This is a genomic window from Pseudoalteromonas sp. 1CM17D (assembly GCF_023161805.1).
Taxonomy (GTDB): domain Bacteria; phylum Pseudomonadota; class Gammaproteobacteria; order Enterobacterales; family Alteromonadaceae; genus Pseudoalteromonas; species Pseudoalteromonas atlantica.
The window spans coordinates 466972-482038 of sequence record NZ_JALNTP010000001.1 but is presented as its reverse complement, the minus strand read 5'-3'; the positions used below and the strand labels follow the sequence as shown (position 1 = coordinate 482038).

Sequence of the window (15067 nt, the reverse complement as noted above, 5' to 3'; positions counted from 1 at the left end):
CTCCTATAGCACTTCAACCAGCATTTTTAGTACATTCATTACCTGCAGCGCCGCAGGAAAAAACACCAGTACTAAAAACATAGGAAAACAAATTAAGATAATGGGAAAGGTGGTATGCAATGCTTTTTTATTTACTTTTTTAGCTAATAAAATATTTTTTTTAAGCGCAAAGCTTTCTAATTGTGACTCAACCGCCTGTATTAACGGGGTGCCAAGCTTAGAGCCAATAAGCATTAAATTAGCTAATTTTTTTAAACCCGAAACCCCTGTTCTGTCATATAACGAATTAAAGGCTGTTTCGCGGTCTTTACCGGCACTGAGCTCAAACAAAAATAGTTTAAGCTCTTTATATAAAGGGTGTTTTTTACTTAACCCGTGATCAACCGCTAAAGCAAATGCGCGCTCTAGCGAAAAGCCAGCGCGCATATACACTAACAGCACACTTAAAAAAAACTCTAAGCTATTGTTTATTTGTACTTTACGCTGGCCTTTTTTAAATAAAAACCACATATCAGGCGCAAAAAAGCTAATAAAACAGATAATGGCTACAAGCGGTGTACTTAATACATAACCAGTGATCTCTATGGCAGTATAAGCACAAAATGTGGCGGCCATTTTAAAGCAGTACATGCTCAATAAAATTTTATTTAACTGATACCCTGCTTGTCTAAATTGGCTTTTTGAAATAACAATTAATGGATACCAATTTATATTGGTTTTGATAGATTGCTGAACCTCAGCCTTTAATGACTGCTTTTGAATATGGATAAATGCACCCATGCTCACCAATAAGCCAACAAATAAAAATATGTCTATCATAGCGTTACCCTCAAGCTTAGGCGAAGCCATAAAAAGCCAAATAACTGGCAAAGCACAGCAACGGTAATAAAGGCCATGCCATTGGGGTTATTTAACAGCGGATCGAACCAGGTTGGATCGGTGTAATTAAATAAAGGCACTAAAGCGTAGGGTAAAACGCCACTAAACAGCGCAGCGTATTTAGTACCAGAAAGCTTAGCTTTGAGCTGCTGGCGATCTAGCGTTCTTAACGACATCATTTTGCATACACTTTTAAGCATGTCAGTTAAATCGCACTGGCTTTGTGTATGAGTAATTATGCTATGTGAAAATAACCGCACGGTTTCGCAGTTGTAGCGTTTAATCAAAGGGGCAAACGAGCTTTGTATATCACTGCCCATATTTAAGCGCTGCAGTAATAAATGACTTTGGGGTTTAATGTATTTATCGGCGTGTTCGTCGGCAAATTGCATAGCCTGAACAAGTGAAAGCCCAGTACTTAAACACGATTGTACGGTTTCTATGTACTCTAAAAATAAGTGCTCAAACCTGGCTAATTTATAGTGCGCTAAATCAATAATCACTATAAAGCAGGTTATAAATACAACCAAAGAAACGATTAATGCACTTGTAGTTGCTTGAGGATAAAAGTACTGTGCAACATACCAAGTACTGGTGGCAAGCGAGCAAGCAACGCTTATAAATAAAGCATTACTGATGTTAATCCCAAGTACCCGCAGTGACACTGTGATAATGTCTTTTTCTTCAAGTACATCAACCTCGTGCTTAGTATTTGCAGCGTGTGTTTTTACTTTAAGTGTTATAAAAACACTCAGTGCTAAAGTAAATGACATAACACTTGCTATGGCCAGTAAGTAATCAAGCTTATTCATAATTACGCTCCCTGGCCGGTTGCAGTAATGCACTTATTTCGTTTGCATTGGCACCTTGGCTTTGCATAAAGCTCACCACGCTTGAGGTACTAATTGCCTTATCATTTACTTGCTCGGTATCACTTACGCTATAAAGCGCAGAGTATTGCGCACGTCCATCTACACGCTTTATTTCGCCAATACTTTTTAGGGTTCTTACACCGTTTGTATTTCTAGAAACATGTACAATTAACTGAATGCTTGATGCGATTAATGCGCTGGTGTGGGTATCGCTTAGCTGCGCGTTATGTAATTGCACTAGCGTTGATAATCGGGTTACCGCATCGCTTGCACTATTAGCATGTACGGTGGTCATTGAGCCTTGGTGGCCGCAGTTCATGGCTTGCAGCATGTCTATTATTTCACCTGCGCGTACTTCACCTACGAGTATTCTATCGGCGCGCATTCTTAGTGCCGCTTTTACTAAATCACGCAGGGTAACGGCGCCTTTTCCATCGCTGTTGGTGTCGTGCGCCTCTAATTGCACCACATGATTATGGTGCAAATTTAGCTCTGCACTTTCTTCTATAGTTACTACCCGCTCGTTAGTATTTATTGAATTAGCCAGTACATTTAACAAAGTAGTTTTACCTGCGCCGGCATTACCACACACTAAAATATTAACCCCTAAGGCCACCGCGGTTTTTAAAAAAGTGAGGCAGTTTTTGCTTAAAAACTTATTGTCGATTAAAAAATCATCGTTAATTTTTTTGTGATTAAATTTTCTAATCGAAACAATAGCAGCACTGGTGCATGCCGGTGGCACTACAATATGTACCCTGCTGCCATCTTTTAGTTTGCCATCTACAATGGGAGTCAGAGCGTTAACTTGTCGAGCGCAACTATCAATTAATCTATCAACAAAACGACGTAAGTGACGTTCATCGTCAAACTTACTGGCTGTACATAGCAATTTACCTTGCTTATCTATCCAAATATTTTGCGTATCGTTAATTAAAATATCGCTTACTTGGTCATCCAGCATAAATTGCGCTATTGGTCCTAAACCTTGTATTTCGTCGTAAACGGCTTGTACTACTTGAGCTTGTTGATGGCTGTTAAATGATGATTGTGCAAATTCGTCAATATCACTGCAAAGGGCGGATATTTTTTCAAGCAGCGCATCATTCAGTAAAGCACTTGGGTCTTGCTCATATTCTTCAATTACTGCATCGTGGAGAATTTTTTTAAGTGATTCAAAGGTATTTAAATTGGCTTCTACAGACTCTGGTTTACTTGATAAATTAAACATAGCGCCTCACTTAGCTACATAAACAGCTTGGTTTTTAACGCCTTTAACCACTTGAATTGTTCGGCTAGTTTGTAATTGGGAGAAATTTTGTAAGCGCCCTTGTTCAATGTCATAAGCGCTGTGCACAATTATCGATACCTTATCTTGGGTATCAATTGCGGCTAACGAATACACATCTTTAGGAAGTACAGCCAACACTAATGACACACCCGCGCTGGTTGCCGGCTCCTTTTTTGCTAGGCTGTCCATCACGCCATTTTTTTGCGCTTTACTGCCATGACCTTTTGAAATGCCAATGAGCTGCACATCGCGCGCAACGGTTCTTACAAGCCGGTTTGTTTTAGCAACAATATCTAAGCGGTCGCCTTTGTGCACCCGCGATAATGGAATATCTAAAGTGGTTAATTTTAATGTATAAAGCACTCTGCCTGCGGGGATCGCCTCTGATAAATTTTGGCTTTTAACCTGCTTAAAATCTGTTTCAAGTAGTGGTTGTTCACCCATTTTATTAGTGGCTAATTGCTTACCAATAAAGGCGCGGGGATTTTGTATACTTAGCGCCATATTTGCATAGTTACTGGGGTTTACATCTTTTTGGGCAATATCGTGCACACTCACTACTTGCCCCGCCGACATATTTTTATTTACCACCCAGGCAGTAACTAAGTCTTGTTCGTTTACTTGTCTGATGCCAAGCGCTGAGGCCAACATGCCAGAGGTGATAAGTAAGGTGAGTGCAGCGGTAGTCGCCCCTTTATTATTTTTACTTTTCATAATTTCCTCCTGACAAATTTCACTGCCACACGGTTGTGGCAGTGTGATTTAGGTAGTTATAATTTTAATTACCTTGTGAACCACCTGCTGCTGTACGTGTTGCAGCATCGCCACTTGGCGTTGCATTAATAAGTGCAGCACTTTCACTAAAGTCAGAGGCAACAAAAGTAAACGAGCTACCATCGCCTGCGTAAACATCTACTGCATCAACATAGCCTGAGCCTGAAATTTCTGCAGTGCCTTCGGCGTTGATCATGCCATCAAATACATAGCTTTGATCTAACGAGCCAATTGCTTCTGCTACATCTTCAAGCTCGCTGGTTACAGAGTCTCGTAAGGTTGATAAACCAATTACCAGCGCTGCCACCATAGAAGTTGAAAGAATAATTAGCTCAGAAGTAAGTACAAAGCCTTGTTGTTTTTTACCGTTTAAGTTGCTTTTCATAGTTTTCATAATGATCACCTTAAATGTGTTAGAGCTTATGCCCACTTTACATATAGCGAGGACCGTGCCATTAATTAAGCCCATGAAAATCAATGGTTTATTTTTGCTATTTAAAATATGTTTTGTTTATCCTTGTTATGATTCGCATTTTGCAAATCATTATTAAAGTACGTTACAACGCAAGCAGAGATTAATTAAAAGGCAAGCTGTTAACTCATTTATACAAAGCTTTTAAAAGCAAGAGTGACTAGCAATTAGAGGGGGATTATTCACAAAGCGAGATAGGTTTAAACAACGACGAGTAAGGGTATTTTAATTGTTTAGGTCGGTACGTTGTTTTTACTTTTTATGAGCGGGTTTAACTAAGGAGTGCGCAGTTTTATAAAATAAAAAGGCCTTGCGGCCTTAACTTTTACAATTACCAAGTACCGAAAGCTTCGCGTAGCGCGCTGTGGCTTGGCTGTGCTGCGCATCAAAACCTATTGCCTCATTATAATAATGACACGCCAATGCGTTATCAGGTGTCGCCTCAGCTATTAGCCCTTTGTGATAGTAATAATGGCTTTTATGCGTGCCAAATTTATAGGCAAGCTCTAAATAATTAGCTGCGATAACATAATGCCCTTGCGCATAATAAATAGACGCCATTTGTAAATACGGTGAAGCCTCAGTACCAAATTCATCAATAGCGTACTGGGCAATTTGTTTTGCTTTGGCTAAATTGCCTTGCTCAATAGCCAAGTTAATGCCTAAAGATAGCGCGTTTAAAGGCGGATTAGGTAAATTAAGAAGCTTGTTTATTACCGATTGCGCCTGATTAGCTCGTCCGCTTTTATAAAGTGCATAAGCTGATACAGATAAAATGACCTTATTGTTTGGGTGCTCAAGCATTAACTGATTAAGCTCATGCACTAAGGCTAAACAATTAACCGCGCTTACCCCTTCACAAGTTAAAGCACTGCTGTTTAATGCATACTTAGTAACAATTTCACTTAGTGCAGTATGTGGGTTTACACTGGGCGCATAATCTATATGTGCGCAGCCCGATATACTCAGTAAAATAACGATATATATTATTTTCATAACCCTTGCTCCTGTATAAAACTGGCCATTTGGCTATCTAAATCAACTGTTTGCCACACACGTAAATTATTAACCGGCTCGCGGACTAAATTAGGGGTAACCACAATAATCAACTCGCGGTTGTTTTCGCTTTTACTGGTTGTTTCGCTTAATTTACCAAACAGGCTCTCGCCGTTTGCATCGGGTACAAAGTCGTGACTAGCGTTGTTATCTGTACTAATTAATCCACCAATAATTAAAGGTTGCCCGTCTTGTAAACGGGTAGATGTTTGCATACTGCGCGTATTAAATGCACTGCTGTTTAAACTGCTGCCGGTGCTTTGTGCTATTTCTGCTGTGAGTGTGGTGTCTGGCAATGAAATAACCGGGTTTAAATCAAGGGTTATGCGGTCTTTGTCATCCACTAAAGCACGAACATTGAGCTCAACGCCGAACGATTTAAACTCAGTACCACTAAACACTGAACCGCTGTTACCTTGTTGCCCGCTGGTAACGCCAGATGGGCTGTAGCTTGTAGGTACTGGCACTTCGCCGCCTACTTTAAATACCGCGCTTTCGCCTGCAAGTACGGTAAGTGTAGGTCGCGAAAGCGTTCTTGCAATTCCCTCTTGCTCTAGCAAAGAAAACAACATATCAATGGCAAATTGCGAGGTTGATAACTGCAAGTTATTTGTTAATTGTCCGCCAATTAATTGCAGTGCGTTTTCTATTGATGCTGAGCCAGACTCACGGGCATTCATGCCTTCTAGGCCAAATAAACCTTGCTCGTTGTTATACCCATTAGAAAGCACACTAATATCTGGACGCCATTGCTTTAAGCGGCGCTGATTAACTTCATAAAGCTGCACCGACACCCTCACTTGAGGTAAGTCTTCTACTTCAATGCTTGAGAGCACTTTACCTTTAGCCACCGAAAGCAAAGTAGCCCGCGCTACGTTTGAATTTACATTGCTTAAAGTCAGGCCAGAATCGCCATTTAATAACCCGCCAGACTCATTTGCGAGTACTTCAATAGCGCTTGTTTCTTTTTGCGTTGCACTACTGATAAGCCCGTTTGGATCTAGTGCCGAAGTGGGTGCTTGGCTTGCTTGCTCTGGTTCAAATAATTTATTGATGGTATTTAACAAACGCACCAGTTCAATTTGATTTTTAACAGTGCCGCTGAGCATAAACACATCGTTATCATCGTTTGATAACTCATCAACCGAAATACGTTTTACAGTTACTTTGTCAGCCCCCATCGATTTTAACACCTGCGCTATGCGCGCCTCCTTAGGCTTTGGCGCTTGCGTAACTTTAATAAGGTTAATAATCGCTACTTTACTTGAGCTTTGTGCTAAACCATTGTTTAAATTACCCATGCCCTGTAAACGCTGGGCTAAAGAATTAAACATTCCTTGGTTAGGCGTAGAGGTAATAACAGGTTGCGTCGATTGCGAGCTACTTGCATATAAATAATTTTTTGCCGCTTCGTGGGCTGCATGGCGATAATTAAGCGTAGGTACTTCGCCGCGTAGAACTACCGCGTGCCTATCAGGTGCGATGGTGAGCGCTAAGTTAGGGTGAATATCGTTAAGCGCATTTTCAAGTACGCTGTAGTCTTCGGTCACGCCCAGTAAAAATGTTTCTGATGTGTTGTCGTCATACCAAACCATCATAGAGGTGCGGCCCAACTTTTTAGCTAAAATTAATAGCTCGCGTCCGTTTACTACGTTTACATCGAGTGTGGTTTCGTGGCCTAGCGCAACACGTGCTATATCGCGGTTAAATACAAAGCGAGTATGGGTCCACTTAACTAAGTGGGATACTTTTTTTACTCTATCGCCATTGGCGTTTTCTATGTAATTTAAATTGCTTTGCTTGGCGTATACACAGCACGGTAAAAAAAGTATTACAAAAATAATGGCTTTAAACATATGCGCGTCCTCAAGTATGCGTTGGTTTAACAGAGCAAGTTTAAGACCAGCAAATATTTAGCTTTAAATTCAATAAATTAAAATGATTGGAGATATAAGCACAGGCGGCTTTAGTATTTTGATTTGCAAAATGCAAATGAAGTTAGGAGAGAAGGCACAAAGCAGTGCTTTGTGCCAAAAGTATTAATGCAGTGCGGCAGTAAAAGGAATGTTTTTACAAATTTCAGCTTCAGCGACTAGTAGCTCTTCTAAACGAACATCAACTTCTTCTTTATCAAAGTATTCGTACGCTAACTCTACAAATAAGTTTTTATGTTTTTCTTCTGATTTAGCAATCGCCACATAAAAGTCTTTTTCTTTACCCTCTGGTAATGCTTGGGCAACCAATGAAAAGCGCTCGTGGCCGCGGGCTTCAATAACACCGCCAACCAGTAATCTATCCATTAAAAATCCATCACGGCCATGTCTAAATAAAGCGCGTATTTGTTTTATGTATGGATCTTTTTTGTCATCACCTAAATTAGTATCGCGTTCAATAAGCAGTTTAAGCACTTGTTTAAAGTGGATTAACTCCTCAAGCGCTAAATCGGTCATGGCTTTTACCAGTTTACGTTTGTCTGGGTAATGAGACAGCATAGAAATAGCCATGCCCGATGCCTTTTTCTCAGCAGCAGCGTGGTCTTGTAAAAACGTATTAAAGTCGGCTAAAACCGCTTCGGTCCATTCAAAGGGGGTGTTGTATTTTAATTCAAACATTTTTTGTACTACTTAAAAAATAATGCGGGGATTTTAGCGTATTTAATAGTAAAAATCTTGCAGCGCAGAGCAAAATTAACGCATATAAGGTAAATGCTTATCTATGCGCCCTTTTGCTGTTGAGTCAATTTTTAACGGGTGTTTAATATCATTCCATGCGGTCACTTTGCCGCCTATGTTCATTTTTTCAAAGTCGGTGCGCTCGCTTTTAATGCCCAAAAACGCAGTAAGCTGGGCAAAACTTTGTGGCTTTGCTATATCAATTTCTAAGTAGTCGTTACTGCGGTGCTTAAAATACTCACGCGCGTTTGCTAAATGTGTGTTGTAGCACTTTGTTAAATAATCATCTTGGTTAATATTATCAATAGATAAGTCAGTAAAGGTCGTTAAGTAACACCTTTTTATATGAATATTAAAACCACCGTCTGGGCGCGTTAAATTAGTATGCATTCGCAGCAGCAATTGCCTAATTGAGGCAATCCAGGGTGTTTTTTCGCGCGCTAAATATATAAATTTAGCGCCGGGGTAATGGCTATCTAATGCTGGGTAGTCATTAAACACAGGGGTATCGGCTATGGCTGTGGCGTTTTCAAAACAATACGAGGTGTACGCAGTGTGCGCCGTGGCAATGCCAAACTCTAAAAATGCGTGGCATACACTGGTGGTGCCTGTACGCGGAAGCCCTATTATAAATATTTTACTCATAACATCTATTACTAACTATTGCGTGTTACAAGCAACAAAAAGGCACTAATAACCATCACTAAAAAGGTGGCAATGGTACCAATTTGGCGATATTTAAGATTGTTTTCAACAATGCCTAAATTGTGAAAAACGCGCCCTATTAATAATGCGCCCCCTAAAATATTACAATAATGGCTGGCAAGGCCTTGGTATTCGGCTAAAAAAAGCAAAATAATCGCAAAGGGTACGTATTCCATAAAATTAGCATGGGCACGCACAGCACGTTGTAATTTAGGGTTGCCGTTATCGCCAAGTGACACTTGCTCACTGCGGCGCACTTTGATCACATTAAAACTTAAGTAAATATAATAAAACGCTAAAAGCGCAGCATACGTAGAAACTATCACGGTGTTGTCCTATTTTACTTTTGGCAATAATAACATAGTTTTGCACAATCATAAGTTTACTTAGTAACTATGCTACAGTGTGTATTAGTTGAATTTTATAACGCAATGAAAGGAATTTATGTTTGTCCCTCGCAAAGTAGCCGACCGCTATCGTGAAATGATCAACAGCATTGGCTTTTACCCTTCTGTACTTTCGGTTGGTTTTTTACTTTTTGCTGTAATTACCATGTCGCTTGAATACATAGCGCCTGTAGAGCAGCTCAAGGCGTTTATATCTGTTGTGCTGGTAGATAGCGCCGAAAATGCCCGCACCATTTTAAGCACCCTAGCAGGCAGTATTATATCGCTTACGGTGTTTAGTTTTTCTATGGTGATGGTGGTTTTAAATTCGGCCAGCGCCAGTTTATCTCCACGGGTTGTACCTGGGCTTATTACCCGTAAATCGCATCAAATGGTATTGGGCTTTTATTTAGGCAGCATAATTTACTCAATTATTATGCTCATTAATATTAATAAGCTTGAAGGTGGCGATACCGCTATTCCATCGCTTGGGGTGCTGCTGTCATTGGTGTTTGGCTTAGTATCGCTTGGCTTGTTTGTATTTTTTATTCATTCAATATCTAAAGCCATTCAAGTAGATAATGTACTTAACGGTTTATTTAGCCAAACTAAACGCGAAATTAAAGCCATTATTGATAGGCAATCAGAAAAACCATTCACTGACTTTCCTGATTTTACACAATGGCACTCAGTTAATAGCACCACCGAGGGTTATTACAAAGGGGTGCATACAGATAAGTTATGCGCCATATTAGCCGAGGAAAATATTCGGGTGTATATCTCGGTAAACCAAGGTTACTTTACCGTTAAAGGCTATCCGTTTTTAAAATGCGATAAAGACATTTCAAATAACGAAGAACTTATCGCTAAAATTTTAGACTGCTTTATTTTTTATATAGAAGAGTACATTAGCGACCATTACCGTTATGGATTAACGCAAATTTCAGAAATTGCCGTTAAAGCAATGAGCCCAGGTATTAACGATCCCGGTACAGCGGTTAAATCGATAGATATGCTGAGTATTTTATTAATTGAGCGCCTGTCGCTTAACGATACAAATTATTCGTTTAAACACAGCGACAACGCCCCGTTACTCTTTATACACGAAACCAGTTTTGATGAGTTACTACACGATAACTTTACGCCACTGCGTAATTATGCAAAAGGCGATGCGTATGTAATGACAAACGTTTTAGAGGCATTTAAAAATATATTGTTTGTGGCGCATGGCAATGATGCAGCCCGAAACAGCCTATTTAATTACTTAAATGCCATTGTAGATGACATAAACGAGCATGTAAGTAACGAATACGACAGACAAGAAATTACCAACATGCTTAACGCTATTGCCCGCATTAGCAAGCCACAAGGGGATAAACTAGTGGCTCGTTTTACCTGCCAGCACACTAGTCAATAAAGTAAACCGCATAGCTAGACGCTGTTACTTTAATTTCTCCAGCATGATACGCATCAGGAACAAAGTTACCGGGTGCGGTATCTGCCACCATCATGGTTTTTTCTGAGCGTGCATAAGGCTGCGCAGGTACGTTCATTGGGCTTAGCGACGCCGTATATAACCCTTTAAGCTCAACGCCGTAATCGGCACTTAATTCTTTGGCGGCTTTACGGGCATCTTGAATGGCCAATTTTTGCGCCTGTTTGTGCAGCTCTTCATAGTTGCTCGCTAAAAATTGCGTTTGGTTTATTTGGTTAATGCCGTTATTTACTAGGTTTTGTAACAGCTGAGGGTATTTTTCGATTTGCGAGAGCTTAACGCTTAACGTGCGCGACACTCTAAAGCCTTTAAATTCTTGCTCGCCAGAGCTTCTGTTGTATTGGCTTTCGCGATTTATAGAAATATGCCCTGCATTAATATTACCGTCTTTAATGCCAAGCTCTTTTACTAATTTGATCGCTTTAGCCATGGTTTTATCGGCCTTGTTTTTAGCATCAATTAGGTCTTTATCTATTTCTACAATGCCTAAGCTTAATTGTACGTAGTCAGGCATAGTGGTTACGGTTGCTTCACCTTTAACATAAATATGAGGAGCATTAGGTGTTGAGTTTGCATACGCATCAAGGCTCAAGGTACTTAAGGCAATTGCGCTACTTAATAAAAGAATGTGTGTTTTCATTGCATTATCCATTGTATTTTTGTTGTCACCATTAAAGAGCCTACGTGGTTAACAATAAATGAACAAGCACAAAAAAACAGGCAATTGCCTGTTTTTTGTAACTGGCTGTAACCAACGTACAGCCTTATTTACTTAACGTTACTTAGCGTAATTAAATGCTACAACGTTTGTAGTTACGGTATTTAGGTAACCAGTAATTTCTATCAATCGCAGCCCACAGTGCATCGTCGCTAATCTCAAGAGCTACGCCCTCTTCAATTGCTTTTTTAGCCACTGCAAATGCAATACGCTTACTTAACGTTTCAATTTCAGTCAGTGCAGGTAATAAGCTGCCTTTACCGGTATTTGCACGTGGTGATGACTCAGCAAGCATTTCGCTCGACATACTCAGCATTGCATCGGTAATGCGTGTTGCTTTTGCTGCAATTACACCTAGGCCAATACCTGGGAAAATATAACTGTTGTTACACTGTGGAATTGGGAACACTTCACCATTAAACTCTACTGGTTCAAATGGGCTACCCGTTGCTACAAGTGCTTTACCTTCAGTCCATTTAATAACATCTGCTGGGTGTGCTTCAACCTGCTTAGATGGATTACTTAATGGGAAAATAATCGGCTGCTCACAGCCTGAGTGCATAGCGCGGATAACTTGCTCGGTAAATAAGCCCGGTTGACCCGATACACCAATTAAAATATCAGGTGCTGCACAGTGCATTACATCTAATAATGAAGCGTATTCGCCGCTGTAAGTCCACTCGCTTAATGCAGCTTGTGGTTGCGCTAGTGCTTGTTGGAAATCGCGTAAGCCTTCCATGCCTTCAGTGAGTAGGCCAAAACGGTCAACCATAAATACTTGGCTGCGCGCTTGTGCTTCGCTAATACCTTCAAACACCATTTGGCTAATAATTTGCTCAGCAATACCACAACCGGCTGAGCCTGCGCCAACAAATACCACTTTTTGCTCGCTAAGGGTTGAGCCTTTAACACGACATGCAGCTAATAAAGAGCCCACAGTTACCGCTGCAGTACCTTGAATGTCATCGTTAAAGCTACAAATTTCGTTACGGTAGCGTTTAAGTAATGGCATAGCGTTTGGCTGTGCAAAATCTTCAAACTGCAGTAATACATTTGGCCAGCGACGTTTAACTGCTTTAATGAATAAGTCTAAAAACTCATCGTATTCATCTTGCGCAATACGCTTATGACGCGCGCCCATGTACATAGGGTCATTAAGCAGTTTTTCGTTGTTAGTACCTACATCAAGCATTACAGGTAATGTGTACGCTGGGCTAATACCACCACACGCTGTGTAAAGTGATAACTTACCAATAGGAATACCCATGCCACCAATACCCTGATCGCCTAGGCCTAAAATACGTTCGCCATCGGTAACCACAATTACTTTTACTTTGCCTTTGGTGGCGTTACGTAGAATGTCGTCAATTTGATAGCGATCTTCGTACGAAATAAATAAGCCACGTGCACTGCGGTAAATATCTGAGAATTTTTCACAGGCATCACCAACCGTTGGCGTGTAAATAATTGGCATCATTTCTTCAAGATGATCACGCACTAAACGGTAGTAAAGTGTTTCGTTGTTATCTTGAATGGCACGCAAGTAAATATGCTTGTTTAAGTTATCGTTAAAGCTTGAATACTGCTGATAACAACGCTCAACCTGCTCTTCAATTGTTTCAAAACGTGGAGGAAGCAAACCCGCAAGGTTAAAGTTTTCGCGTTCTTTTTTACTAAACGCGCTGCCTTTGTTTAAAAGCGGAGTTTCAATTAGGCCAGGGCCAGAGTAAGGAATATAAAGGTAGTTAGGATCAGTATTAGTTGTCATATTTCCAGGCTTTAACGGAGTCTTAAGTTATGATCTGCCATTATCATTGTAAAAGGTTAAATTGCAATGACAATTAAGCTTGTCAGACCATTGAGAGAAAACACATGCAGGCTTCACTGCCTGCATGGCTATTATACATAAATTAAAATTTGATAGTGGCGTTTTTGTCAGTTAAATCCGACAAAGCAACCCCTTCACGGCGCGGATCGGCACCGCCATACAATTTATTGTTTTTAACCTCTACGGCATGTAAGCCAGAGTTTAAATCAAGTACACGTACAGCATGGCCGCGTTTAGTTAATTGCGGGGCTATGGCTTCAAGCGCAGTGCCTTTTTCAAGGCTCGTGTAATCGTTACGATTGGTGGTTCTTGGCAGGTTAATCGCCTCTTGTGCCGATAAATTCCAATCCAGCACACCAATAACCACTTGCGCTACATAATCAATGATACGGCTGCCACCTGGCGAGCCAACCACTAAGCGTAAGCTGCCGTCGTTGTTAAACACCATTACTGGCGACATAGAGCTGCGTGGGCGTTTGCCCGCCTCAACGCGGTTAGCTACTAATTTGCCGCCAATGCGTGGCGAAAGCGCAAAATCGGTTAATTGGTTATTTAAAATAAAGCCATTAACCATCACAGTTGAGCCAAACGCCATTTCAATTGAACTGGTCATTGATACGGCATTACCAAAGCTATCTACAATGGATACATGCGATGTTGATGGCAGTTCAAAAGAATCATCTTTTGCGTAGCTTAAATAGCCTACCGGATTACCTGCAACTGCTTTTGTGTCTTGCTCAGTAATAAGCTTGGCGCGCGATGCAATGTACTTTTTATTTAACAGCTCTTTGGTAGGCACTTGTGTAAAATCTGGGTCACCCATGTACATATTACGATCGGCAAATGCTATGCGTGAGGCTTGGCTAAAGTAATGAATTGCCTCTTCGCTATTAGGTTTAAGCGCGCTCATGTCTTTGTGTTCAAGCAAGCCCAAAATTTGTAATACCGCTACACCACCACTGCTCGGTGGGGCCATAGAGCACACATTATAAGCACGGTATTTAATACATACTGCGTCGCGTTGCTTGCTTTTGTAATTAGCCAGGTCTGATTCGCTTAATGTACCCGGTGCAATTTTTGAATTTTGCACTGCGTTTACCATTTGCTTAGCGTTATCGCCTTTATAAAATGCATCAATGCCTTGTTTAGCAATGTCTTTGTATAAATTAGCTAAGGGCTGATTTTTTTTAATCGTACCGGCTTTAATTAATTCGCCATTAGGGTAAAAGTACTCGTTAATCACCGGCATACTCATTACACCTGGGTTTAATTGGCGTGCCAATAAACCGTGTAAACGTGGCGACACTTCAAAGCCCTGCTCGGCAAGTTTAATAGCGGGTTTAAATAACTCGCTCCACGCAAGTTTACCGTATTGTTGATGCGCACTTGCAAAGGCATGCAAAATACCTGGCACACCCACAGAGCGACCGCCAACAACTGCTTCAATCCACTTAACGGCTTTACCGTGTTTATCTAAAAACAGGTTTTCGTCTGCATTTTGTGGCGCGGTTTCACGGCCATCAAAGCTTGTAAGTAGGTTATCGGCTTTGTTGTAGTACATCATAAATGTACCACCACCAATGCCCGATGATTGTGGCTCAACTAAGGTAAGTACTAATTGCGTTGCAATTGCCGCATCTACCGCGCTTCCGCCTTTAGCTAAAATCTGTTGTCCAGCTTGTGAGGCATACGGGTTGGCCGCGGCCACCATGTATTGATCACCAGTTACTAATTGTTTTTGTACAATTGAGGTGGTGGCTTCTGGCTCGCGAATTTCTAATTTTGCAGGTTCTTTTGCTATTGTTGGCAGCGTTACTGCAAACAAACCAATAGTAAATAATGACTTAAGTTTAAAATGCATAAAAATACTAAAAACACTTAATTACGTAGTTGTATTTGGCATCTTAAAGTTAAACGGG

General features: G+C 40.7%; 14 protein-coding genes. 1 reads left to right on the top strand and 13 read right to left on the bottom strand.

The window, feature by feature from the left end; all coding sequences use genetic code 11:
- Window positions 1-3: 3 nt before the first annotated feature.
- The 10 genes from MSC25_RS02160 to MSC25_RS02115 all read right to left on the bottom strand — a co-directional run bounded on the left by MSC25_RS02160 (window position 4) and on the right by MSC25_RS02115 (window position 9047).
- The gene (locus MSC25_RS02160) at window positions 4-819 is read right to left on the bottom strand and encodes a type II secretion system F family protein (RefSeq protein ID WP_121637480.1); all 816 of its coding nucleotides are present in this window, start codon (window positions 817-819) and stop codon (window positions 4-6) included.
- Window positions 816-1691 (bottom strand): type II secretion system F family protein, encoded by an 876-nt coding sequence (locus tag MSC25_RS02155; protein ID WP_121637481.1) that lies wholly within the window; start codon window positions 1689-1691, stop codon window positions 816-818. Before MSC25_RS02155 ends, MSC25_RS02160 begins: the two co-directional genes overlap by 4 nt.
- On the bottom strand, window positions 1684-2982 hold the full coding sequence (locus tag MSC25_RS02150; protein ID WP_248442345.1) for an ATPase, T2SS/T4P/T4SS family: 1299 nt from the start codon (window positions 2980-2982) through the stop codon (window positions 1684-1686). Before MSC25_RS02150 ends, MSC25_RS02155 begins: the two co-directional genes overlap by 8 nt.
- A 6-nt stretch (window positions 2983-2988) precedes the next feature.
- Complete coding sequence (locus MSC25_RS02145) at window positions 2989-3756, bottom strand: hypothetical protein (protein ID WP_248442343.1); 768 nt, start codon at window positions 3754-3756, stop codon at window positions 2989-2991.
- Between the two features lie 64 nt (window positions 3757-3820).
- On the bottom strand, window positions 3821-4210 hold the full coding sequence (locus MSC25_RS02140) for a hypothetical protein (RefSeq protein ID WP_024033620.1): 390 nt from the start codon (window positions 4208-4210) through the stop codon (window positions 3821-3823).
- A 396-nt stretch (window positions 4211-4606) separates the two neighbouring features.
- Complete coding sequence (locus MSC25_RS02135) at window positions 4607-5284, bottom strand: hypothetical protein (RefSeq protein WP_248442341.1); 678 nt, start codon at window positions 5282-5284, stop codon at window positions 4607-4609.
- Complete coding sequence (locus MSC25_RS02130; protein ID WP_248442339.1) at window positions 5281-7200, bottom strand: pilus assembly protein N-terminal domain-containing protein; 1920 nt, start codon at window positions 7198-7200, stop codon at window positions 5281-5283. The genes MSC25_RS02135 and MSC25_RS02130 overlap by 4 nt, the downstream gene beginning before the upstream one ends.
- Before the next feature lie 183 nt (window positions 7201-7383).
- The gene (locus MSC25_RS02125; RefSeq protein ID WP_024033616.1) at window positions 7384-7956 is read right to left on the bottom strand and encodes a tRNA-(ms[2]io[6]A)-hydroxylase; all 573 of its coding nucleotides are present in this window, start codon (window positions 7954-7956) and stop codon (window positions 7384-7386) included.
- Window positions 7957-8031: 75 nt separating this feature from the next.
- Window positions 8032-8661: a sulfotransferase gene (locus tag MSC25_RS02120; protein WP_248442337.1), complete on the bottom strand. Its 630-nt coding sequence runs from the start codon at window positions 8659-8661 to the stop codon at window positions 8032-8034.
- An 11-nt stretch (window positions 8662-8672) separates the two neighbouring features.
- Window positions 8673-9047, bottom strand: a complete 375-nt coding sequence (locus MSC25_RS02115) for an MAPEG family protein (protein ID WP_054982679.1) — start codon at window positions 9045-9047, stop codon at window positions 8673-8675.
- Between the two features lie 118 nt (window positions 9048-9165).
- Here MSC25_RS02115 and MSC25_RS02110 point away from each other — a divergent pair, with 118 nt between their 5' ends.
- Window positions 9166-10524, top strand: coding sequence for a DUF2254 domain-containing protein (locus MSC25_RS02110; protein ID WP_248442335.1), 1359 nt, complete (start codon window positions 9166-9168; stop codon window positions 10522-10524).
- Here the strand turns inward: MSC25_RS02110 and MSC25_RS02105 are convergent.
- The 3 genes from MSC25_RS02105 to ggt form a co-directional block, all read right to left on the bottom strand.
- A complete protein-coding gene (locus MSC25_RS02105; protein ID WP_248442333.1) occupies window positions 10514-11242 on the bottom strand; it encodes an SIMPL domain-containing protein in 729 nt (242 codons plus the stop codon). The genes MSC25_RS02110 and MSC25_RS02105 overlap by 11 nt on opposite strands.
- 151 nt (window positions 11243-11393) lie before the next feature.
- Window positions 11394-13088 carry an NAD-dependent malic enzyme gene (locus MSC25_RS02100; RefSeq protein WP_004586602.1) on the bottom strand — a complete coding sequence of 565 codons (1695 nt, stop codon included), beginning with the start codon at window positions 13086-13088 and terminating at the stop codon, window positions 11394-11396.
- A 142-nt stretch (window positions 13089-13230) separates the two neighbouring features.
- On the bottom strand, window positions 13231-15009 hold the full coding sequence (ggt, locus tag MSC25_RS02095) for a gamma-glutamyltransferase (protein ID WP_248442332.1): 1779 nt from the start codon (window positions 15007-15009) through the stop codon (window positions 13231-13233).
- Window positions 15010-15067 lie beyond the last annotated feature (58 nt).

Bases quoted from the DNA above. Each gene is read 5' to 3' on its own strand.
- MSC25_RS02160 (WP_121637480.1), bottom strand. From the start codon at position 819: ATGATAGACATATTTTTATTTGTTGGCTTATTGGTGAGCATGGGTGCA.
- MSC25_RS02155 (WP_121637481.1), bottom strand. From the start codon at position 1,691: ATGAATAAGCTTGATTACTTACTGGCCATAGCAAGTGTTATGTCATTT.
- MSC25_RS02150 (WP_248442345.1), bottom strand. From the start codon at position 2,982: ATGTTTAATTTATCAAGTAAACCAGAGTCTGTAGAAGCCAATTTAAAT.
- MSC25_RS02145 (WP_248442343.1), bottom strand. From the start codon at position 3,756: ATGAAAAGTAAAAATAATAAAGGGGCGACTACCGCTGCACTCACCTTA.
- MSC25_RS02140 (WP_024033620.1), bottom strand. From the start codon at position 4,210: ATGAAAACTATGAAAAGCAACTTAAACGGTAAAAAACAACAAGGCTTT.
- MSC25_RS02135 (WP_248442341.1), bottom strand. From the start codon at position 5,284: ATGAAAATAATATATATCGTTATTTTACTGAGTATATCGGGCTGCGCA.
- MSC25_RS02130 (WP_248442339.1), bottom strand. From the start codon at position 7,200: ATGTTTAAAGCCATTATTTTTGTAATACTTTTTTTACCGTGCTGTGTA.
- MSC25_RS02125 (WP_024033616.1), bottom strand. From the start codon at position 7,956: ATGTTTGAATTAAAATACAACACCCCCTTTGAATGGACCGAAGCGGTT.
- MSC25_RS02120 (WP_248442337.1), bottom strand. From the start codon at position 8,661: ATGAGTAAAATATTTATAATAGGGCTTCCGCGTACAGGCACCACCAGT.
- MSC25_RS02110 (WP_248442335.1), top strand. From the start codon at position 9,166: ATGTTTGTCCCTCGCAAAGTAGCCGACCGCTATCGTGAAATGATCAAC.
- MSC25_RS02105 (WP_248442333.1), bottom strand. From the start codon at position 11,242: ATGAAAACACACATTCTTTTATTAAGTAGCGCAATTGCCTTAAGTACC.
- MSC25_RS02100 (WP_004586602.1), bottom strand. From the start codon at position 13,088: ATGACAACTAATACTGATCCTAACTACCTTTATATTCCTTACTCTGGC.
- ggt (WP_248442332.1), bottom strand. From the start codon at position 15,009: ATGCATTTTAAACTTAAGTCATTATTTACTATTGGTTTGTTTGCAGTA.